This is a genomic window from Microbacterium oryzae (genome assembly GCF_009735645.1).
GTDB classification, from domain to species: domain Bacteria; phylum Actinomycetota; class Actinomycetes; order Actinomycetales; family Microbacteriaceae; genus Microbacterium; species Microbacterium oryzae.
Genome location: NZ_CP032550.1, coordinates 1,150,771 through 1,169,625, shown reverse-complemented (window position 1 = coordinate 1,169,625; position 18,855 = coordinate 1,150,771). Strand labels below are relative to the sequence as shown.

Annotated in this window: 16 protein-coding genes and 1 other RNA gene; 4 read left to right on the top strand and 13 right to left on the bottom strand. The window is 69.4% G+C overall.

All coding sequences use genetic code 11. The features are described from left to right. The first annotated feature begins 2 nt into the window (after positions 1 to 2). Both ctaD and ctaF read left to right on the top strand, forming a co-directional pair. Positions 3 to 1,745 (top strand): aa3-type cytochrome oxidase subunit I, encoded by a 1,743-nt coding sequence (ctaD, locus tag D7D94_RS05470; RefSeq protein ID WP_156241664.1) that lies wholly within the window; start codon positions 3 to 5, stop codon positions 1,743 to 1,745. Next, positions 1,745 to 2,167, top strand: coding sequence for an aa3-type cytochrome oxidase subunit IV (gene ctaF / locus D7D94_RS05465; RefSeq protein ID WP_156241663.1), 423 nt, complete (start codon positions 1,745 to 1,747; stop codon positions 2,165 to 2,167). Before ctaD ends, ctaF begins: the two co-directional genes overlap by 1 nt. Positions 2,168 to 2,257: 90 nt before the next feature. Here ctaF and D7D94_RS05460 read toward each other — a convergent pair whose 3' ends face one another. The 5 genes from D7D94_RS05460 to ctaE all read right to left on the bottom strand — a co-directional run bounded on the left by D7D94_RS05460 (position 2,258) and on the right by ctaE (position 7,706). Then, positions 2,258 to 3,298, bottom strand: a complete 1,041-nt coding sequence (locus D7D94_RS05460) for an NAD(P)-dependent alcohol dehydrogenase (RefSeq protein ID WP_156241662.1) — start codon at positions 3,296 to 3,298, stop codon at positions 2,258 to 2,260. 160 nt (positions 3,299 to 3,458) lie between these two features. Continuing rightward, positions 3,459 to 5,162 carry a cytochrome bc1 complex cytochrome b subunit gene (gene qcrB, locus D7D94_RS05455; RefSeq protein ID WP_156241661.1) on the bottom strand — a complete coding sequence of 568 codons (1,704 nt, stop codon included), beginning with the start codon at positions 5,160 to 5,162 and terminating at the stop codon, positions 3,459 to 3,461. Next, the gene (qcrA, locus tag D7D94_RS05450; RefSeq protein ID WP_156243336.1) at positions 5,159 to 6,223 is read right to left on the bottom strand and encodes a cytochrome bc1 complex Rieske iron-sulfur subunit; all 1,065 of its coding nucleotides are present in this window, start codon (positions 6,221 to 6,223) and stop codon (positions 5,159 to 5,161) included. Before qcrA ends, qcrB begins: the two co-directional genes overlap by 4 nt. A 29-nt stretch (positions 6,224 to 6,252) precedes the next feature. Continuing rightward, a complete protein-coding gene (gene qcrC / locus D7D94_RS05445; RefSeq protein WP_156241660.1) occupies positions 6,253 to 7,056 on the bottom strand; it encodes a cytochrome bc1 complex diheme cytochrome c subunit in 804 nt (267 codons plus the stop codon). Positions 7,057 to 7,076: 20 nt separating this feature from the next. Next, positions 7,077 to 7,706 (bottom strand): aa3-type cytochrome oxidase subunit III, encoded by a 630-nt coding sequence (gene ctaE / locus D7D94_RS05440; RefSeq protein ID WP_156241659.1) that lies wholly within the window; start codon positions 7,704 to 7,706, stop codon positions 7,077 to 7,079. A 127-nt stretch (positions 7,707 to 7,833) separates the two neighbouring features. Between ctaE and trpD the strand changes: the two genes are divergently transcribed. Beyond that, the gene (gene trpD / locus D7D94_RS05435) at positions 7,834 to 8,898 is read left to right on the top strand and encodes an anthranilate phosphoribosyltransferase (protein WP_156241658.1); all 1,065 of its coding nucleotides are present in this window, start codon (positions 7,834 to 7,836) and stop codon (positions 8,896 to 8,898) included. 6 nt (positions 8,899 to 8,904) lie between these two features. Here the strand turns inward: trpD and D7D94_RS05430 are convergent, their stop codons facing one another. The 6 genes from D7D94_RS05430 to D7D94_RS05405 all read right to left on the bottom strand — a co-directional run bounded on the left by D7D94_RS05430 (position 8,905) and on the right by D7D94_RS05405 (position 17,241). Next, entirely contained in the window at positions 8,905 to 9,810 is a 906-nt protein-coding gene (locus D7D94_RS05430; RefSeq protein ID WP_156243335.1) for a 5'-3' exonuclease, read from the bottom strand. Positions 9,811 to 9,900: 90 nt separating this feature from the next. Further along, entirely contained in the window at positions 9,901 to 10,749 is an 849-nt protein-coding gene (locus D7D94_RS05425; RefSeq protein WP_156241657.1) for a hypothetical protein, read from the bottom strand. 32 nt (positions 10,750 to 10,781) lie between these two features. Next, entirely contained in the window at positions 10,782 to 11,297 is a 516-nt protein-coding gene (locus D7D94_RS05420) for a hypothetical protein (RefSeq protein ID WP_156241656.1), read from the bottom strand. A 60-nt stretch (positions 11,298 to 11,357) separates the two neighbouring features. Continuing rightward, the gene (locus D7D94_RS05415) at positions 11,358 to 14,873 is read right to left on the bottom strand and encodes an error-prone DNA polymerase (RefSeq protein ID WP_156241655.1); all 3,516 of its coding nucleotides are present in this window, start codon (positions 14,871 to 14,873) and stop codon (positions 11,358 to 11,360) included. Then, on the bottom strand, positions 14,873 to 16,465 hold the full coding sequence (locus D7D94_RS05410) for a DNA polymerase Y family protein (protein ID WP_156241654.1): 1,593 nt from the start codon (positions 16,463 to 16,465) through the stop codon (positions 14,873 to 14,875). The genes D7D94_RS05415 and D7D94_RS05410 overlap by 1 nt, the downstream gene beginning before the upstream one ends. Beyond that, on the bottom strand, positions 16,462 to 17,241 hold the full coding sequence (locus D7D94_RS05405) for a hypothetical protein (RefSeq protein WP_156241653.1): 780 nt from the start codon (positions 17,239 to 17,241) through the stop codon (positions 16,462 to 16,464). The genes D7D94_RS05410 and D7D94_RS05405 overlap by 4 nt, the downstream gene beginning before the upstream one ends. A 259-nt stretch (positions 17,242 to 17,500) precedes the next feature. Here D7D94_RS05405 and ssrA point away from each other — a divergent pair. Then, positions 17,501 to 17,870: a transfer-messenger RNA gene (ssrA, locus tag D7D94_RS05400) on the top strand. A 76-nt stretch (positions 17,871 to 17,946) separates the two neighbouring features. Here the strand turns inward: ssrA and D7D94_RS05395 are convergent. Further along, entirely contained in the window at positions 17,947 to 18,384 is a 438-nt protein-coding gene (locus D7D94_RS05395) for a hypothetical protein (RefSeq protein ID WP_156241652.1), read from the bottom strand. 72 nt (positions 18,385 to 18,456) lie between these two features. After that, entirely contained in the window at positions 18,457 to 18,834 is a 378-nt protein-coding gene (gene trxA, locus D7D94_RS05390) for a thioredoxin (RefSeq protein ID WP_156241651.1), read from the bottom strand. Positions 18,835 to 18,855 lie beyond the last annotated feature (21 nt).

Genomic DNA, 18,855 nt, shown 5'->3' with positions numbered 1-18,855 from the left:
TCATGGCGACCGTCACGGACCGCCCGACTACGCTGCCCCCGCGGCAAGCTGCTCTGCTGAGCGGCTCCCGCGTGGAGCAGAAGGGCAACATCGTCGTCAAGTGGATCACCTCCACTGACCACAAGACCATCGGGTACATGTACCTGATCGCCTCGATGCTCTTCTTCTGCCTCGGTGGCGTCATGGCGCTCGTCATCCGCGCGGAGCTCTTCGCGCCCGGGATGCAGATCGTCCCGACGAAGGAGCAGTACAACCAGCTGTTCACGATGCACGGCACCGTGATGCTGCTGATGTTCGCGACGCCGCTCTTCGCCGGCTTCGCGAACGCGCTGCTGCCGCTGCAGATCGGTGCGCCCGACGTCGCGTTCCCGCGTCTGAACGCCTTCGCCTTCTGGCTGTTCACGTTCGGCTCGCTCATCGCCGTCGCCGGCTTCCTCACCCCGCAGGGTGCGGCCTCCTTCGGATGGTTCGCGTATCAGCCACTGGCGAATGCGTCATTCACTCCGGGCATCGGCGGAAACCTCTGGATGCTGGGTCTCGGCATCTCGGGCTTCGGCACGATCTTCGGCGGTGTGAACTTCATCACGACGATCATCACGATGCGCGCGCCCGGCATGACCATGTGGCGCATGCCGATCTTCACGTGGAACACGCTCATCACGAGCCTCCTCATCCTGATCGCGTTCCCCGTGCTGGCCGCCGCCATGTTCGCCGCCGCGTCGGACCGCATCTTCGGCTCGCACATCTACGACCCCCAGAACGGCGGCGTGCTGCTGTGGCAGCACCTGTTCTGGTTCTTCGGCCACCCCGAGGTGTACATCATCGCGCTGCCGTTCTTCGGCATCGTCTCGGAGATCTTCCCGGTCTTCAGCCGCAAGCCGCTGTTCGGCTACAAGACGCTCGTCTACGCGACGATCGCCATCGCCGCGCTGTCGGTGTCGGTGTGGGCGCACCACATGTACGTGACCGGTGCGGTCCTGCTGCCGTTCTTCGCGCTGATGACGATGCTCATCGCGGTTCCGACCGGTGTGAAGATCTTCAACTGGATCGGCACGCTCTGGCGGGGTTCGGTGACGTTCGAGACGCCGATGGTGTTCGCCCTCGGCTTCCTGGTGTCGTTCGTCTTCGGCGGCCTCACCGGCGTCATCCTGTCGTCGCCCCCGCTCGACTTCCACCTGAGCGACTCGTACTTCGTCGTCGCTCACTTCCACTACGTCGTCTTCGGCACCGTCGTGTTCGCGATGTTCGCCGGGTTCTACTTCTGGTGGCCCAAGTGGACCGGCAAGATGCTGAACGAGCGTCTGGGCTACGTGCACTTCTGGATGCTGTTCATCGGCTTCCACATGACCTTCCTCATCCAGCACTGGCTGGGCGTCGACGGCATGGTGCGTCGTTACGCGGACTACTCCGAGGCAGACGGGTGGACCTGGGGCAACCAGCTGTCCACAGTCGGCGCGGTCATCCTCGGCGCCTCGCTGCTGCCGTTCTTCGTCAACGTGTGGATCACCGCCCGCAAGGCGCCGACCATCACGGTCAACGACCCGTGGGGCTACGGCGGCTCGCTCGAGTGGGCGACGTCGTGCCCGCCCCCGCGTCACAACTTCACGTCGATCCCGCGCATCCGCAGCGAGCGTCCGGCCTTCGACCTGAACCACCCCGAGGCCGGCCTTCCGGTGGGCATCGGACCGGCGAAGGACGCGCCTGACGCGCCCGCCGTCGACCTCTCGGACGGGAAGGTGAAGTAATGCGGTCCAACGTCGTCATCTGGTGGATCCTGTGCGCGTTCTTCGCGGTCGCCGCAGCGCTCTACGCAGTGTGGGGGCTCGCCTGGTACGGCGGCCGGATCGAGTGGGTCGGCACGGTGGCGCTGCTGTTCGCGGCGTTCATGTCCGCGCTCATCGCGTTCTACGTGCAGCTCGTCTACCGCGGTCAGAAGGGCGTCGAACTCCCTGAGGACCGTCTCGACGCCGACATCGACGACGGCGACGTCGAGCAGGGCGAGTTCAGCCCGTGGTCCTGGTGGCCGCTCGTGCTGGCCAGCGCGGTCGCCATCGGCATGGTCGCGCTGGCGACGGCGCACTTCCTCATTCCCGTCGCGGCCGGCCTGCTGGTCGTCGGCCTCTTCGGCTGGGTGTACGAGTACTACCGCGGCAACTTCGCGCGCTGAGCGCCTGACGCAGAGAGAGGCCCCGATCCGGAATCCGGATCGGGGCCTCTCTCTGTCTGCGACGAGCTCAGGCGCGAGCCCAGCGCGGCTTCAGAGGGTCGTGGTGTCGATGACGAAGCGGTACCGCACGTCGCTGGAGAGGACGCGCTCGTACGCCTCGTTGATCCCCTCGGCGGCGATGAGCTCCGTCTCCGGGGCGATGCCGTGCTCCGCGCAGAAGTCCAGCATCTCCTGCGTCTCGGCGATGGAGCCGATGCTGGAGCCCGCGAACGAGCGGCGGTTGCCGAACAGGGTGAACACGGTGACGGGGAGCGGCTCCGGCGGGGCTCCGACGTTCACCATGGTGCCGTCGAGCCGCAGCAGCGACAGGTAGCGGTCGAGCGGGAGCGGGGCGCTGACGGTGTTCACGATGAGGTCGAACCGGTTCGCGAGCGCGTCGAACGTCGCGTCGTCCGAGGTGGCGAAGTGGTCGGCAGCGCCGAACGCCAGCGCATCCTCCCGCTTGTCGAGCGTACGCGAGAGGACGGTGACCTCCGCGCCCATCGCGGCGGCGATCTTCACGGCCATGTGGCCGAGACCGCCCATGCCCACGACAGCCACGCGCGTGCCGGGGCCGGCGTTCCAGTGGGCGAGAGGCGAGTAGGTCGTGATGCCCGCGCACAGCAGGGGAGCGGCGGCCTCGTACGGGATGGCCTCGGGGAGGCGCAGCACGAAGTCCTCGTCCACGACGACGTGCGTGGAGTACCCGCCCTGGGTGATGGTGCCGTCGCGGTCCACCGAGGCGTACGTCCCCGTGTTGCCCTTCAGGCAGTAGTTCTCCATGCCAGCGCGGCAGTTCTCGCACTCCCGGCACGAGTTCACCATGCAGCCCACGCCGACCCGGTCACCGACCGCGTGCCGGGTCACCGCGGAGCCGATCTCGACGACCTCGCCGCCGATCTCGTGGCCGACGACCTGGGGGTACTGGATGGGGCCCCACTCGCCTCGCACGGTGTGGATGTCGGAGTGGCAGATGCCGGCGTACCGGATGGCGATGAGGACGTCGGAGGGGCCGACGTCGCGACGCTCGATGGTGGTGGGCACGAGCGGCTCGGTGGCCGAGGGCGCCGCGTAGGCGTTGACGGTGAGCAAGGGAGGTCCTCCTGCGGTCGGGGTCGTTCCCTCTATTCAACGCCCATTCCGGTGGGAGAGGGTCTGCCTGCCCGTCCTGGGTCCGAGAGCGCGTCGCCGGGCACAGAAAAGCGGATGGCCTCGGATCCGAAGATCCGAGGCCATCCGCTGGGGAGGTGACTCAGTGACGCAGACCGTCGCCGGCCGCGAGCTGGTCGTGCTCGCTCTCGCCGGCGTGCGCCTCGCCGTACTCGTGCAGCGCGTGCTGCTGGTGCTCCAGCGCGGCACGGTACTCCGTCTCGGTGACGGGAGCCAGACGGTCCTCGAAGAACCAGCGCGAGAGGCCCGCGCGCATCTTCTGACCGGTGCTGATGCGGCCGCGGTCGTCGGGGCGGACGACGAGGGGCTCGAACGTCTCCTCGGCGACGAGCTTCCAGCGCTCGTACTCGTTGACCGGCTTGTGCACCTCGCGGTACTCGCCACCGGGCATCCGGACGATGCGGCCGGACTCGTAGCCGTGGAGGACGATCTCGCGGTCCTTCTTCTGAAGGGCGATGGCCACGCGCTTCGTGATGAAGTACACGACCACCGGCAGGACGAACAGCGAGATCTGCAGGAACAGGATCACGCCTTCCATCGTGAGGCGGAAGTGCGTCGCGATGATGTCGGACGAGGCCGCCGCCCACAGGACCGCGTAGAACACGACACCGGCCGCGCCGATCGCGGTGCGGGTGGCCGCGTTGCGCGGACGCTGAGCGAGGTGGTGCTCGCGCTTGTCGCCCGTGATCCACGCCTCGAGGAAGGGGTAGACCGCGACGGCGACGATGAACAGGCCGAGAATGCCCACCGGCAGCAGGATGCCCATGGAGAGCGTGAAGTTGCCGATCGAGAAGTCCAGGTTCGACGGCGCCAGACGCAGCGCGCCATCCGCGAAGCCGATGTACCAGTCGGGCTGGGTGCCGGCAGACACGGGGGACGGGTCGTACGGACCGTAGCTCCAGATCGGGTTGATCTGCACGAGCGATGCGATGAGCACGATCGCGCCGAACACGATGAAGAAGAAGCCGCCCATCTTGGACATGTAGACCGGCATCATCGGGTAGCCCACGACGTTGCCGTTCGTGCGGCCGGGGCCCGCGAACTGCGTGTGCTTGTTGACGATCATCAGCAGGAGGTGCACCGCGATCAGGCCGATGACGAGCAGCGGCAGGATCAGGATGTGCAGCGTGTAGAGACGTCCGACGATGGCGGTGCCCGGGAACTCGCCGCCGAAGAGCAGGTACGAGGTCCACGTGCCGATCAGGGGGAGGCCCTTGATCATGCCGTCGATGATGCGGAGGCCGTTGCCCGACAGCAGGTCGTCGGGGAGCGAGTAGCCGGTGAAGCCCTCGGCGAGAGCCAGGATGAACAGCACGAAGCCGATCAGCCAGTTGAGCTCACGCGGCTTGCGGAATGCGCCCGTGAAGAACACACGCAGCATGTGCACGCCGATGCCGGCGATGAACACGAGAGCCGCCCAGTGGTGGATCTGCCGGACGAGCAGGCCGCCGCGGATGTCGAAGCTGATGTGCAGCGTCGACTCCATGGCGGCGGACATCGGGATGCCGCGCATCGGCAGCCAGGCGCCGTCGTAGTGGGTCTCGACCATCGACGCCTGGAAGAAGAACGTCAGATAGGTGCCGGAGATGAGCACGGCGACGAACGCCCACAGGGCGATCTCGCCGAGCATGAACGACCAGTGGTCGGGGAAGACCTTGCGACCGAGCTCCTTGATGAAGCCCGACATGCTGGTGCGCTCGTCGAGGTAGTTCGCCGTGGCGCCGACGAAGCGTCCGCCGAGCGGCTTCTGCTGCTGCGGCTTGTCAGTGACGGTTGCGGTGCTCAATGACGCTCCCAGAAGCTCGGGCCGACGGGTTCGGAGAAGCCGTCCTTGGCGACGAGGTAGCCCTCGGCGTCGACGGTGATGGGCAGCTGCGGCAGCGGGCGGGCAGCGGGGCCGAAGACGACCTTGGCGTGCTCGGTGACGTCGAACTGCGACTGGTGGCAGGGGCAGAGCAGGTGGTGCGTCTGCTGCTCGTACAGCGCGACGGGGCAGCCGACGTGCGTGCAGACCTTGGAGTACGCGACGATGCCGTCGTACGACCAGGTCTTGCGCTCCTCGGTCTCCTTGAGCTGCTCGGGGAGCAGGCGCACGAGGAGCACGATGGCCTTCGCCTTCTCCTCGAGGTAGCCCTCATCGTGGGAGAGGCCCGCGAGCGACTCCGGGATGATGTGGAAGGCAGATCCGATGGTGACGTCGGCGGCCTTGACCGGCGTGCCCTCGGGGTCGAGCACGAGGCGCTCGCCCTTGGCCCACATGGTCTCGTTGAGGAGCTGGACGGGGTCGTTGCCGTCGTTCGGCGCGAGGTTGCGGAACAGCGTGATCCCAGGGATGACGCTCGCGACCAGAGCGGCGAAGAGCGAGTTGCGGATCATCTTGCGACGTCCGAATCCCGACTCCTCGTTGGCGGTGGCGAACGCCTGGATCACGGCGGCGCGGGTTGGCTCGCTGCCACGCGTGGAGTGGCGCGCCTCGACGTGCTCCTTGTCGCTCATGAGCGACTTCGACCAGTGGATCGCGCCGATGCCGATGGCGAGCAGCGCGAAGGCGATGCCGAGTCCGATGAACAGGTTGTTGTTCCGGATGTTGCCCATCGTGGCGTACTCGCCCTCGATGGGGAACAGCATGTAGGCGGCGACCGCCCAGATGCTCGCCGCGACCGAGACGTAGAACAGCGTGTAGACCGTGCGGACGGCGCGGCGGTTGGCCTGCGGGTCCTTGTCGGTGACGCGCTCCCGGTGCGGGGGGAGGCCCGGGTTCTGCACCGGGTCGTCGACCGCGACGGCGAGGCCGGGAGAGGGCCGGTAGACCCTCTCGACCGCCTGCGTGTCGTGCTCGTGTGCCATGTCGCTCATGTCCTCTTCGTTCGCCATGCTCAGTTCGACTTCGCCGTGATCCACACCGTGATGGCCACGAGGCCGCCGATGCCGAAGATCCACACGAAGAAGCCTTCAGCCACGGGGCCGAGCGAGCCGATGTTGAAGCCGCCGGGAGCCTGCTCCTCCTGCTGGTAGAGGAGCGCCGAGATGATGTCGCGCTTGTCCTCGGGCGTCAGGTTCATGTTGTTGAACACCGGCATGTTCTGCGGGCCCGTGACCATGGCGGCGTAGATGTGCAGCGCGCTGGTGTCCTGGATGTCCGGGGCCCACTTGCCCTGGGTCAGGGCACCGCCGGCCGCGGCCACGTTGTGGCACATGGCGCAGTTGATGCGGAAGAGCTCGGCGCCGCGCGCCAGGTCGCCCTCGCCGTCGAGGATGTGGTCGGAGGGCAGGTCAGGACCCGGAGCGACCGACTGCACGTAGTCCGCCATCGCGAGGATCTGCTCCTCGGTGAACTGGACCGGCTTCTGCTCGGCCTGGGGGCCCTGCATCTGCAGCGGCATGCGCCCGGTGGAGACCTGGAACTCGACGGCGAGAGCGCCCACGCCGTACAGCGAGGGGCCGTCGTCGGTGCCCTGGAGGTCGAGACCGTGACAGGTCGCGCAGTTGGCCTGGAACAGCTTCTGGCCGTCCTCCGCCGTCAGCGCCGTGTCGGCCGCGGTCGGCTCGCTCGTCGCGGCCACCGCAGCGGACGCGCCGGCGTAGATGCCGCCGGAGAGGACGAGGCCGATGCCGATGAGTGCGGCTGCGGCGAGGGGGCTGCGTCGGCCGTGGGAGCGGCGCTTCTTCTCTCGTGCCATGGGTTTGTGTTGCTCCGCTCTTACTGCAGGAAGTAGATGACCGCGAACAGGGCGATCCACACGACGTCGACGAAGTGCCAGTAGTACGACACGACGATCGCCGTGGTGGCTTCCTTGTGCGTGAACTTCTTGACCGCGAAGGCGCGGCCGATGGTGAACAGGAAGGCGACGAGGCCACCGGTCACGTGCATGGCGTGGAAGCCGGTCGTCAGGTAGAACGCCGACGAGTACGAGTCGGCGGTGTAGGGCATGCCCTCGGTGACGAGCTGCGCGTACTCCCACACCTGACCCGAGACGAAGATCGCGCCCAGGACGAAGGTCAGGCCGAACCAGGGGACCATGCCCCAGCTCTTCCAGCCGTTCCCCTTGACCGTGTAGGGCTGCATGCGCTCGGCGGCGAACACGCCCATCTGGCAGGTCACACTCGAGAGCACGAGGATGATCGTGTTCACGAGAGCGAACGGGACGTTGAGAAGCTCCGTCCGGCTCTCCCACAGCTCCGGAGACGTGCTGCGGAGCGTGAAGTAGATCGCGAACAGGCCAGCGAAGAACATGACCTCGCTGCCGAGCCAGACGATCGTGCCGACGGCGACGGGATCTGGGCGCTTCACGGTTTTCGGCGCGGGGGCATACGTAGCTGAGGTCGTCACCCAACCATTATGGCCGATTCTGACGGGTGATTCTGGCACCCGGGCATGTGCGTCGCACGTGTTTCCAACTTAGGCGAGCCTTATAAGGTGCTGGGAGGGTGCTCCGCGTCCGCCCTAAGATCGTCGTATGACCGACGCGCTCAGCTGGCCTGCCATCCTCACCACCGTGCTCGCGAAGCAGGATCTCAGCGTCTCGGAGGCGACCTGGGCCATGCGCCAGGTGATGCAGGGGCAGGCGTCCGACGCGCAGCTGGGCGGATTCCTCCTCGCCCTGCGCGCCAAGGGCGAGTCGGTGGAGGAGATCATCGGCTTCCGCGACGCGATCCTCGAGGCGGCCGTGCCGCTGCCCGTCGACCCGCGGGTGCTGGACATCGTCGGCACCGGTGGGGACCGGTTCGGAACGGTGAACATCTCGTCGACGGCGTCCATCATCGTGGCGGCCACGGGCATCCCCGTGGTCAAGCACGGCAACAAGGCCGCGAGCTCGAAGTCGGGCTCCTCCGACGTGCTGAGCGCGCTCGGCATCGATCTGCGGCTTCCGGCCGAGGCGGTGGCGCGCGTGCTCGACGTCGCGGGAATCACCTTCGCGTGGGCGGCCGCCTTCCACCCGGGCTTCAAGCACGCGGGTGCGGCTCGCGCGGAGCTCGGCGTGCCCACGGTCTTCAACTACCTCGGTCCGCTGGTGAACCCGGCGCGTGCGGAGGCGAACGCCGTCGGCGTCGCGCAGCTGGAGAGCGTGCCGCTCATCACCGGCGTGTTCCGCACCCGCGGTGCGACGGCGCTCGTGTTCCGGGGCGAGGACGGACTCGACGAGCTCACCACCACCGGCTACAGCCGCATCTGGGAGATCTCGAACGGCGACATGCACGAGTTCGACATCCACCCTCGCGACGTCGGGCTCCCCACCGCCCAGATGGACGAGCTGCTCGGCGGGACCCCCGAGCACAACGCCGACGTGCTCCGTCGCACCCTCGCCGGGGAGCAGGGCCCGGTGCGCGACATCGTGCTGCTGAACGCCGCCGCGGGCATCGTGGCGTACCGCCTGTCGCAGGACCCGACGCAGGCGCAGCGGAACATGATCCAGCGACTCGTCGAGGCCCTCGGCGACGCGGCGGCCGCCGTCGACGACGGACGGGCATCCGCGAAGCTCGAGGAGTGGATCGCCGCGACGCGGTCCGTCACCGCGGGCTGAGCCGCCTCAGCGGTCGAGCGCCGCGATCGCGCGTGCCATGGACGTGCCGAGGTTCCAGCGCTCCGCGAGCGCGACGGCCGCCGCGCGCTGCGCGTCGTCGAGCGCGCGGAGCGGCACCGTCACGTCACCGAGATCGAGATCCTTCACCACGGCCACGACGCGCGGAGCCACGTCGAGGTAGTCCGCGGCGGCGAGGACCTTCGCCGCCTGGCCCTTGGTCATCCCTGTGCCGGCCTGCGCCGCGGTGCGGATGGCGTCGAGGTCGCCGTGCGCGGAGAGCAGCGTCGCCGCGGTCTTCTCGCCGATCCCCGCGACGCCCGGGAGGCCATCCGATGCGTCGCCGCGCAGGGTGGCGAAGTCCGCGTACTGGGCCGCGCGGATGCCGTAGCGCTCGAGGATGACGTCCTCCGTCATGACCTCGAGGTTGCTCATGCCCTTGACGGTCGAGATGACGCGCACATCGCGTGCGTCGTCGACGAGCTGGAAGAGGTCGCGGTCGCCGGTGACGATGTCGACCGGCATCTGCGCCTGGGTGGCGAGCGACCCGATGACGTCGTCGGCCTCGTGCTCGGCGGCGCCGACGATGGGGATGCCGAGCGCCGTCAGCTCCTCGCGGATGATCGGCACCTGCGCCTCGAGCGGATCCGGGATCTCCTCGACGTCGGCACCGGCCTCGACGACCTCGACGACGCGATGCGCCTTGTACGAGGGGATGAGGTCGACCCGCCACTGCGGGCGCCAGTCGTCGTCCCAGCAGGCGACGACGTGCGTGGGCTCATACGCCGTGACGAGCTTCGCGATCATGTCGAGCAGCCCGCGCGCGGCATTCACGGGCGTTCCGTCGCCCGCGCGGACCGTGTCCGGCACGCCGTAGAACGCGCGGAAGTAGAGCGAGGCGGTGTCGAGCAGCATGAGGCGGGGCACGAGCCCATCCTGCCAGCGCGGCGTCTCCCGCGGGCGGCGGGGTGCTGGGCTGCGGGACCACGGGACCGCGGCGAGAGGTCAGCAGCCGGGGCCGGCGGGGTTCTCCGTGCATGACTTCTCGACCAGCGCGGTGTGCGCTTCGACGACCCGCACCGAGGACCCGGGGGCCGTCGAGGTGACGAGGCCCTCGACGGGGTACACGCCCCACTCGCCGAAGTCGACGATCGCGGTGTAGCCGACCGACACGGTCAGCGTGTACTGACCGCGAGCGCCGAACGCGTGGCTCGTCGGCGTGGCCGAGAACTGTGGCAGGCCGAGCTGCTGCCACGTCGAGCCACCGGAGTCCGTCGTCTCGACCGTGCCGTCGCCGAAGTCGTACGAGAACCGAGCCGGAGTGAATGTGATCGTCACCGGAAGCTCGAACAGCGAGCCGCCCGACACGTGCTGCTGGGCGGGAGCGACGACGTTCATCGGCATTCCGACGAGGGCGACTCCGTTCGGCTCTGTCGTGACGGCAGGTGGCGCCGGGGCGAAGGTGAGCACGTCGCGCTCGGTGATGGTCGGGATGACCGGGACCTCGGGAGCGGCTTCCTCCTCCTGCTCCGGCTCCGTTTCCTCCGTGCGCGGCGTCTTCGGGATGATGCAGCGGTCGCCCCGCTCCTGCCACGCCTCGATCGTGCACTCGAGCCCCTCGTACGGGTTCTCGCCCGGTGGACGAGGGGCGAGCGGCGGCGCACCGTTCTGATGCCAGCTCGGCGGCGGCTCGATGAACTGCTGAGGAAGCCGCGGCACCTGCGGAACCCGCCGCTCTCCCTCGATGTCGACGTGGTCCTGATGGTTCTCAGTGCAGATACCGAGCTTCTGCTTCTCCCCTGAACAAGCAACGGCGGTCGCATCCGTGGGGATGACGGGGGTACCGATGAGCATTGGTCCTGCGAGCGCAATCACGAGGCCGAGTTTCAACATGTCTCGGAGGAGCTTTCACTTTGGGAGATGCGTAGCTCGTCGTCTACCGCTGTGAACTCGACGCTCAGGGCATAAACCGCTATGTCGCCTTCGGGCGTGACGTCGTTCCCGTCTTCGTCTACGACCAGTACGTCGCTTGAATCCATGCAAACGACGGCGCTGAGTGAGGTTGCAGCGTCGATTTGCTGGGCTTCGACGGGTTTGAAGCCGGTTATAACAAATTTGCCCTCGAACGATCTGCCTGTTTCTTTGAGAAGCTGTCTAACCTCTCGGTCGGAATCGAGAGCTTCGCCCATCAGGTAGCTCGTTGGGTCGGACTTCTTCCCCGCGTTCCGCGCATTCGTTGCGTCGATATACGCCCGATACGTCTCCTCGGCCGCGGCGAACGCCTCCTCCTCGCTCGCGAAGCCGGTCGGCGTCGGGGTGGGGGCGGGCTCGGGGACGCACCCGGTCAGGGTCATCACGGCGGTGACCGTGGTGACGAGGATGAGCAGCCGGCGGGGCGTCATGGGCATCACGGTAGTGCGGTCGCGCGGGCGGCGTCAGACTTATCCACAGCAGGTCCGGGCTCAGCGGAAGTCGCGGGACGCGTGCTTCACCCCCACGCGGAGGTCCTCGAACGCGTCCGCGATGAGGTTCACGACTCCCTCGGGCGTCGACTCCAGGATGCCCCGGGCGATGAGCGCGGGACTGTCGCGCAGCACGCGCCGGTAGCGATTCCAGACCCCTGTCGAGCAGATGACGTTCATGAGCCCGTGCTCGTCCTCCAGGTTCAGGAACGTGACCCCCGATGCCGTGGCCGGTCGCTGGCGATGCGTCACGAGCCCGGCGACCTCGATCCGGCGCCCGGACTCGTGGCTGCGCAGCGCAGAGGACGGGAGCACGCCGCGAGTGTTGAGCTCCACCCGGTAGTGCCGCAGCGGATGGTCGTTGACCGAGATGCCCGTCGCCCACAGATCGTCGGCAAGCCGCTCGAAGCTGGTGGGGTCCGGGAAGAGCGGCGGCTGCACGGCCGCGACGGTCCCCGGCAGGAACTCGGCGCGGTCGAGGGCCGCGGCCCCGGCCATCCAGATCGCCTCTCGCCGGGTCATTCCGAGGCCCTCGAACGCGCCGGCGGTCGCGAGGGATTCGACCTGCGTCTCGGAGACGCCGGTGCGGCGGACGAGTCCGTGCAGGTCGGTGTACGGGCCGTGCGCCTCCCGTTCGGCGACGATGCGCTTCGCGGTCGCGAGCCCGATGCCGGTGACGCCCGCGAGCCCCAGTCGCACGGCGTGCGCGCCGTCGCGCCGGTGCGCGGCCGATTCATCCGGCGCGCGGATGTCGAAGTCGGGAACCGGCGGCTGGAGGTGCGCACGGCACGCGTCGCGTCCCGTCGGCGCCCGATGCGGCACGCCGATGGTCTCGCGGCTGTGCAGAGGGTGTCCGGGGGTCACCGTGTCCGACAGGTCGAGGGGCTCGAGCACCTCGGTCGCGCTGGAGAGGTTGATGTCGGGGCGACGGACTCTCACGCCGTGCCGTCGCGCGTCGGCGGTGAGGGAGGCGGGGGAGTAGAACCCCATCGGCTGCGAGCGCAGCAGCCCCGCGAGGAACGCGGCCGGATAGTGCAGCTTGATCCACGACGAGGCGTAGACGAGCAGCGCGAACGACAGCGAGTGCGACTCGGCGAAGCCGAAGTTCGCGAAGGCCTGGATGCGTCCGTAGAGATCGTCGGCGAGCTCTCCTGTGATGCCGTTGTTCGCCATCCCCTCGTAGAGCTTCTCCTTGAGGGTCTCGATCTTCTCCTGGCCGCGCTTGGACCCCATCGCGCGCCGCAGCAGGTCGGCCTCGGCCGCCGTGCAGTCGCCGACCGCGACGGCCATCTGCATGAGCTGCTCCTGGAAGATCGGAACCCCTAGGGTGCGCTTGAGCACCGGCTCGAGCTTGGGGTGCGGGTACTCGATGACGTCCTGGAGGCACTGCTCGAGGGAGAGGTCGGGATGCGCGGCGCGGTACGCGGCGAGCGCCGCCTTGCGCTTGACGAACGGATGGACGGCGCCGCCCTGGATGGGACCGGGACGGATGAGCGCGATCTGCACGACGAGGTCGTAGAAGCGCCGTGGCTGCAGGCGCGGGAGCAGCCCCATCTGCGCGCGCGACTCCACCTGGAAGACCCCGATCGAGTCCGCGCGGGCGAGCATGTCGTAGACGGCGGCCTCCTCGCGGGGGAGGGTCTCGAGCGTCCAGACCTCGCCGGTCGACTCGCGGATGAGGTCGAAGCAGTGCTGGAGCGCGGCGAGCATCCCGAGACCCAGCAGATCGAACTTGACCAGGCCCATCCAGGCCGCGTCGTCCTTGTCCCACTGGATGACCGTGCGCTTCTCCATGCGGGCGTGCTCGATGGGCACCACTTCGCCGACGGGCCGCTCGGTCAGCACCATGCCGCCGGAGTGGATGCCGAGGTGCCGGGGCGCCTTGAGCAGCTCGGTGGCGTAGACGAGCACCTGATCGGGGATGTCGTGGTCGGGCCCCGTCTCGAGCGACGCGCCCCAGCCCTCGACCTGCTTCGACCAGGCGTCCTGCTGCCCGGGCGAGAACCCGAGCGCCTTGGCCATGTCGCGGATGGCGTTCTTCGGCCGGTACTGGATGACGTTCGCCACCTGCGCGGCGCGTTCCCGGCCGTACTGCTCGTAGACCCACTGGATGATCTCCTCGCGGCGGTCGGAGTCGAAGTCGACGTCGATGTCGGGCTCCTCCTCGCGCAGCGCCGAGAGGAACCGCTCGAACGGCAGCTCGTAGTAGATGGCGTCGACCGCGGTGATGTCGAGCAGATAGCAGACGGCGCTGTTGGCCGCGGAGCCCCGGCCCTGGCAGAGGATGCCCCGGCGACGCGCCTCCTGCACGATGGAGTGGACGATGAGGAAGTACCCCGGGAAGTCCTTCTGCTCGATGACGCGCAGCTCCTTCTCGATCCGCGCGCGCACGTCGGCGTCGGCGTGCGGGTACTTGCGCGCGACGCCCTCCCACACGAGCTGACGCAGATACGACATGGGGGTGTGTCCCTCGGGCACCCGCTGCTTCGGCAGTGCGGGCTTGGCCTTCCGCAGCGGGAAGGCGAGCTCGTCGGCCAGCGGCACCGTGCGGGCGACGGCGCCGGGGTAGCGGGCGAAGAGGCGTGTCATCTCGGCACCCGATCGCAGGTGCGCGGAGGTGTGGGCGGGCAGCCATCCGTCGAGCTCGTCCATGCTGCGGTTCGCGCGCACCGCGGCGACGGCGGCGGCCAGCTCGGCGTCGTGCGGGGTCGCGTAGTGCACGTTGTTCGTCGCCACGGTCGGCAGCCGCATCCCGTCGGCGAGCGCGGCGAGGGCGTCGTTCCGCAGGCAGTCGAGCGGATCGCCGTGGTCGCCGAGCTCGACGTGCACGTTCTCCCGCCCGAACAGGGCCACGAGCCGGTCGACCTCACGCCGTGCGGCATCGATGCCGCCGGCGGTGCGCAGGGCCGGGTCGAGCGCCCGGCGCACGCCGCTCTTTCGGCATCCGGTGAGGATGGCCCAGCTCCCGTCGGCCTGCGCGCTCAGCTCCTCGGGGTCGTAGACGGGGCGCCCCTTCTCGCCCCCGCGCAGCTGGGCGTGCGTGATGGCGGCCGAGAGCCGGTGGTACCCCGCCATCCCGCGGGCGAGCACGAGCAGATGCTCGCCCTCCGGATCGGCGTGCCCCTTCTGCGGCTCGGCCAGCCCGAGCGACAGCTCCGCGCCGAAGACGGTCTGCACGCTGGTCGCCTCCGCCGCCTCGGCGAATCGGGCGAGCCCGTAGAAGCCGTCGTGGTCGGTGAGCGCGAGGGCGTGCAGACCCAGCCGCTCGGCCTCCTCGACCAGCGTCTCGGGCGAGGACGCGCCATCCAGGAAGGAGAACGACGAGTGCGCGTGCAGCTCGGCATAGGGGATGGCATCGGCCGGCCGCTCGATGAACGGCGGCTGGTACGCGCCTCGCTTGCGGCTCCATGCGGGACTGTCGCCGCCATCCGCCCCCGCCGGGACGTGATCGGGGCGCCGACCGCTCATCGCCCGCTCGAGCTCCGACCACGGCACCGGCGGATTGTGGAATCCCATCAGGCGTACCTCCCCTCGATCCACCAGGAGCCGTCCTCCAGCACGAGGAGCCAGGCGGTCTGATCCGCGTCGACGACCTGGAAGCGGTGCGCTCGCCGCATCCGCTCGCCGTCCCAGCCGCGCTCGATCACCGGCCAGGGGCCCGCCCACGCGGCGAGAGGACGGCCATCCATCGCCGCCGGCGCGACCGTGAGCAGACCGCGATCGTCGACGACGACCTCGGCGCCACCCGCTCCGGCGACCCGCGTGCGCCGCGGACTGCGGAACACCTCGGTCGGAAGCGGCTGCGGGAGGGCGCCGGGCCAGGGCGCGTCGCGTCGCTGCGCGGGGCGCTCGCCGTCTCCCCACGGCACGCGCACCTCGCGCTCCTCCAGCCACCGCCCGCCGCCGATCGCGAGGGTCACCACGCCGCGGTGCCCGAGCAGCGCCTGCACGCGCGACATGGCGTGATGCAGCCGCTCGTCGGGGCCCTGCCCGATGAGGGTCGGCTGGTGGTGCACGCTGTCGTCGACGGCCTCGGGCTCGATGCGCACGTGCGTGATGCCCCCGATGAGGGCGCCGTCCTCCTCCGCCGCGGACTGCAGCTGCCACCGCACGCGGTCGACCAGCGAGGCGGGGTCGAAGCGCGTCGGATGCAGCCACACCCGCTCGCTGCGGCTGCCGCGGTCGTCGGTGAGGATGATCCGCGCCTCCGTGCAGACGAGCCCGGCCTCGCCGAGCGCCGTGCACACGTCGTCGCAGGTCTGGCGCACGGCGAACGCGATCTGGTCGGCGAGCTCGAGGGGCGGCTCGAGGGAGAGGTCCCGTGCCAGCTCGGGCGGCGGCACCCGCGGCTCGACGGGGCGGGAGTCCGCGCCGCGGGCGAGATCGTGCAGGCGCACGCCGTGCTCCCCGAGCCGCGAGCGCACCTGCTCGCCGTCGAGGGCGGCGAAATCGCCGAGGGTCTGCACGCCCAGCTTCACGAGTAGGCCCACGAGAGCATCGTCTTCGATCGTCGCGATGGAGAGCGGGGCGAGGAAGTCGGCGGATGCGCCGGGCGGCACGCTGCGGACGGCCGCGTCGGCGCGGGTGAGGCGCGCAGCGCGCTCGGCCGTGAAGATCCCGTCGGCGATGCCCGCGCGCCCGCCGGGGAGCCCCATCTCCGCGAGCGCCGCGAGCAGCGCTTCGGCTGCGGACTCCTCGCTGCCATAGAAGCGTGCAGGGCCGCGGGCTCGGACGGCTGCGAGGCCCGGACGCAGCGGCTGCACGCCCGGGGTGAGCTCGTCGAGTCGCGTCAGCACGGGGAGGAATGCGCGCTCGTCGCGCCCCGGGTCGGCGGGGGCGATGCGCAGCGCGGGGCAGGCCGACTGAGCGTCGCGACGGCGCTGCCCGCGTCGCACGCCCTCCGCGCGTGCGGCGGCCGAGCAGGCGACCACCCGGTTGGCGTGCAGGATCGCGATCGGCGGAGCGGCGTCGGCCGTGAGCGGACCGAGCTCGCTCGGCGCGCGACTCGCGGGGTTGCGGGCAGCGCGGCGTGCCGCGTCGCGGGACACGGTGCGCAGGTGCGCCGTCACGGGCCAGTCCGGCAGCCAGACGACGATGGCCCTCGTCATCCGACCGCCGCCAATCCGCGTCGGGTCTTCTGCTCGGCTCGGGCGAGCACCTCCCGCGCGCGTGCGGCGCGCTCGACGGTCTCCGGGTCGACGGGCTCGGGGCGAGCGGCCGGGGCCGGTGCGGGGACGAGGGTCGGGCGAGGGATGGCCACGGGCGCGCCGAGCGGACCGGGCAGCTGCACGCGCACCCGCTTCGGGACGGGGGAGCGCCGTCCCGACGACGCCACCGTCACCATGCGCGCGCTGAGGAGGCCGTGCCCCTCGCCCAGTCCCGTCCAGACCGGGTCCTCCAGGTGCAGGGTCGCCTCCGCCTGCGGCCATCCGCCCGCCACGAGCAGCACGCCACCGCGGTCGCGGAGCCGGGCGGTGAGGCGGGCGACCTCCGCGTCGCGCGGCGAGCCGACGGGGCGCACGGCGACGACGGGGAAGACCTCCGCGATCGCCGAGACCGCCGCGAGCCAGCGGTCGCCGGGGTCGGGCACGAGGGCGAAGCGGGAGAGGTCCACACCGGCGGCCTCCGCCGCCTCGGCCGAGAGCTCGGGCATTCCCACGACCGCGCACCACGACCCCGCGCGAGACGGCTCGGCGAGCAGCGCGAGGAGCAGGCTCGCCGACGAGTCGAGCGTGTAGACGGCGCCCGGCCGCAGCCCGCCCTCGGGGAAGAGCGGCGCGAGCGCGTCGTGCACGGGCAGCGCCTTGACGCGCGCGCTCGCCCGCTGCATCCTGCTGATCTCGGTCTGCAGACGCAGCACCTCGACCGGAAGTGCCATCCCCATCCCACCATTCTAGAAAGTATGTTCTAGCTCCACCAGAGGAGTTCTTCGAACACTATTTCCAGCCTCGGACATCGCGGTCGAGAGGACGGTGGGAGGGGAGGAGTGCCCAGGTCGGCCCGGCGATTCGTCTTCTCCGAGTGCGGCGAGGGCGACCGGGAATGACAGCAGGGGCGATCCTGTTGTAGTCTGTAGTGCTCGGGGAGACCCGAGATGACAACTCCACAGAGCGACAGCGGTTCCCTTCGCACGAAGGATTCCCGGGGCTGATCGGTTTCGACAGTGCTTGTGAATCTGCGAGAAGCGGGCCGAGGATGCAGGGTTATCTCGTAAACGCTCCCTGCGAACCAATAAGTGCCGAAACCAAGCGCACTGACTTCGCCCTCGCTGCGTAAGCGAGCCCGATAGTCCGTCAGACCGTGGGTGATCCCGACACGGATTCTGGCGTCATCTAGGGGTCTTGCTGCACGGTGGTGTCGAGACGCCGTGCGGGACTTTTCCTCGACTGGGCTTGTCGACTTAGGTGTCTGTGACAAAGGTCGGAGCCGAGTAGAACGCCTGCACAGACTGCGCCCGGAGAAGCCCCAGAGACTCAGCGCTGGACGGGGGTTCGATTCCCCCCAGCTCCACCGACCACTGTCGCTCATGAAGAACCCCCGGGTCACCTGCGAGAGCAGGCGACCCGGGGGTTCTTCTCTGTCCGGCGTCCTACGACGGGCTCTGCGCCTTCTCGTCCGGGTGAGCGGGGGACCAGCCGAGCCAGCCGTAGCCGGTCTCGACGACGGTCCAGTCGCCGCAGGCGAAGGCGTCGGAGATCTTGAACACGTCGACCTCCGGACCGGGCTGGTACGCGGGCGCCGACTGGCGCTCCACCGGCGCGCAGAGCTCGGAGGAGAGGTCGGCAGACGACTCGAGGGCGATCGCGGCGTCGTCGGCCTGAGTGGACCGGATGATCTCGATTCCGCTGGCGTCCTCGGGCAGCCAGGTCGCGTCGATGCCGCTGTCGTCGTCGAACGCGGTCAGGTTCTCATAGGTGGAGCGCTTCTCCTTGTGGAGCGCGTCCTCGACGGTCGAGCATCCGGTGAGCAGGATCGCAGCGCCCGTGGTGACGGCGAGGGCCGTGAGGGCGAGCTTCGTCTTTCGCATGACTCGAGCCTCTCGAAGGGGGCAGCGCCGCGCATCGCTCCGAGGCATGAGCCCGCTACATCCAGAGGATGATCAGTCCGCTGCGGGGTCGTCGCCCTCCTGCGCGATGTGCGCGCGGATCTCGTCCATGTCGAGTGCGCGAACCTGCTCGATGAGGCTCTCCAGAGCCGGCGCCGGCAGGGCGCCCGCCTGCGAGAACACGAGCACGTCGTCGCGGAACACCATCAGGGTCGGGATCGACGTGATCTGCATCGCGCCGGCGAGGTCGCGGTTCGCCTCGGTGTCCACCTTCGCGAAGGTGATGTCGCCATGGGTCTCCGAGGCGGCGTCGTAGATGGGAGCGAACATCCGGCACGGGCCGCACCAGGCGGCCCAGAAATCGACGAGCGTGATCCCCGGCGCCAGCACGGTCTCCTCGAAGTCCGTCATGGTCAGGTCGCGTGTGGGCATGTGTCTCTCCTCAGGATGGCG

Excerpts from the sequence above, each read along its gene's own strand:
- D7D94_RS05405 (WP_156241653.1), bottom strand. The coding sequence starts at position 17,241 with ATGGGGATGGCACTTCCGGTCGAGGTGCTGCGTCTGCAGACCGAGATC.
- D7D94_RS05430 (WP_156243335.1), bottom strand. The coding sequence starts at position 9,810 with ATGCTGCTCGACACCGCCTCGCTCTACTTCCGCGCGTTCTACGGCGTG.
- trpD (WP_156241658.1), top strand. The coding sequence starts at position 7,834 with ATGACCGACGCGCTCAGCTGGCCTGCCATCCTCACCACCGTGCTCGCG.
- D7D94_RS05425 (WP_156241657.1), bottom strand. The coding sequence starts at position 10,749 with ATGCTCATCGGTACCCCCGTCATCCCCACGGATGCGACCGCCGTTGCT.
- qcrA (WP_156243336.1), bottom strand. The coding sequence starts at position 6,223 with ATGGCACACGAGCACGACACGCAGGCGGTCGAGAGGGTCTACCGGCCC.
- D7D94_RS05395 (WP_156241652.1), bottom strand. The coding sequence starts at position 18,384 with ATGCGAAAGACGAAGCTCGCCCTCACGGCCCTCGCCGTCACCACGGGC.
- D7D94_RS05420 (WP_156241656.1), bottom strand. The coding sequence starts at position 11,297 with ATGACGCCCCGCCGGCTGCTCATCCTCGTCACCACGGTCACCGCCGTG.
- ctaF (WP_156241663.1), top strand. The coding sequence starts at position 1,745 with ATGCGGTCCAACGTCGTCATCTGGTGGATCCTGTGCGCGTTCTTCGCG.
- D7D94_RS05410 (WP_156241654.1), bottom strand. The coding sequence starts at position 16,465 with ATGACGAGGGCCATCGTCGTCTGGCTGCCGGACTGGCCCGTGACGGCG.
- trxA (WP_156241651.1), bottom strand. The coding sequence starts at position 18,834 with ATGCCCACACGCGACCTGACCATGACGGACTTCGAGGAGACCGTGCTG.
- D7D94_RS05415 (WP_156241655.1), bottom strand. The coding sequence starts at position 14,873 with ATGGGATTCCACAATCCGCCGGTGCCGTGGTCGGAGCTCGAGCGGGCG.
- ctaD (WP_156241664.1), top strand. The coding sequence starts at position 3 with ATGGCGACCGTCACGGACCGCCCGACTACGCTGCCCCCGCGGCAAGCT.
- qcrC (WP_156241660.1), bottom strand. The coding sequence starts at position 7,056 with ATGGCACGAGAGAAGAAGCGCCGCTCCCACGGCCGACGCAGCCCCCTC.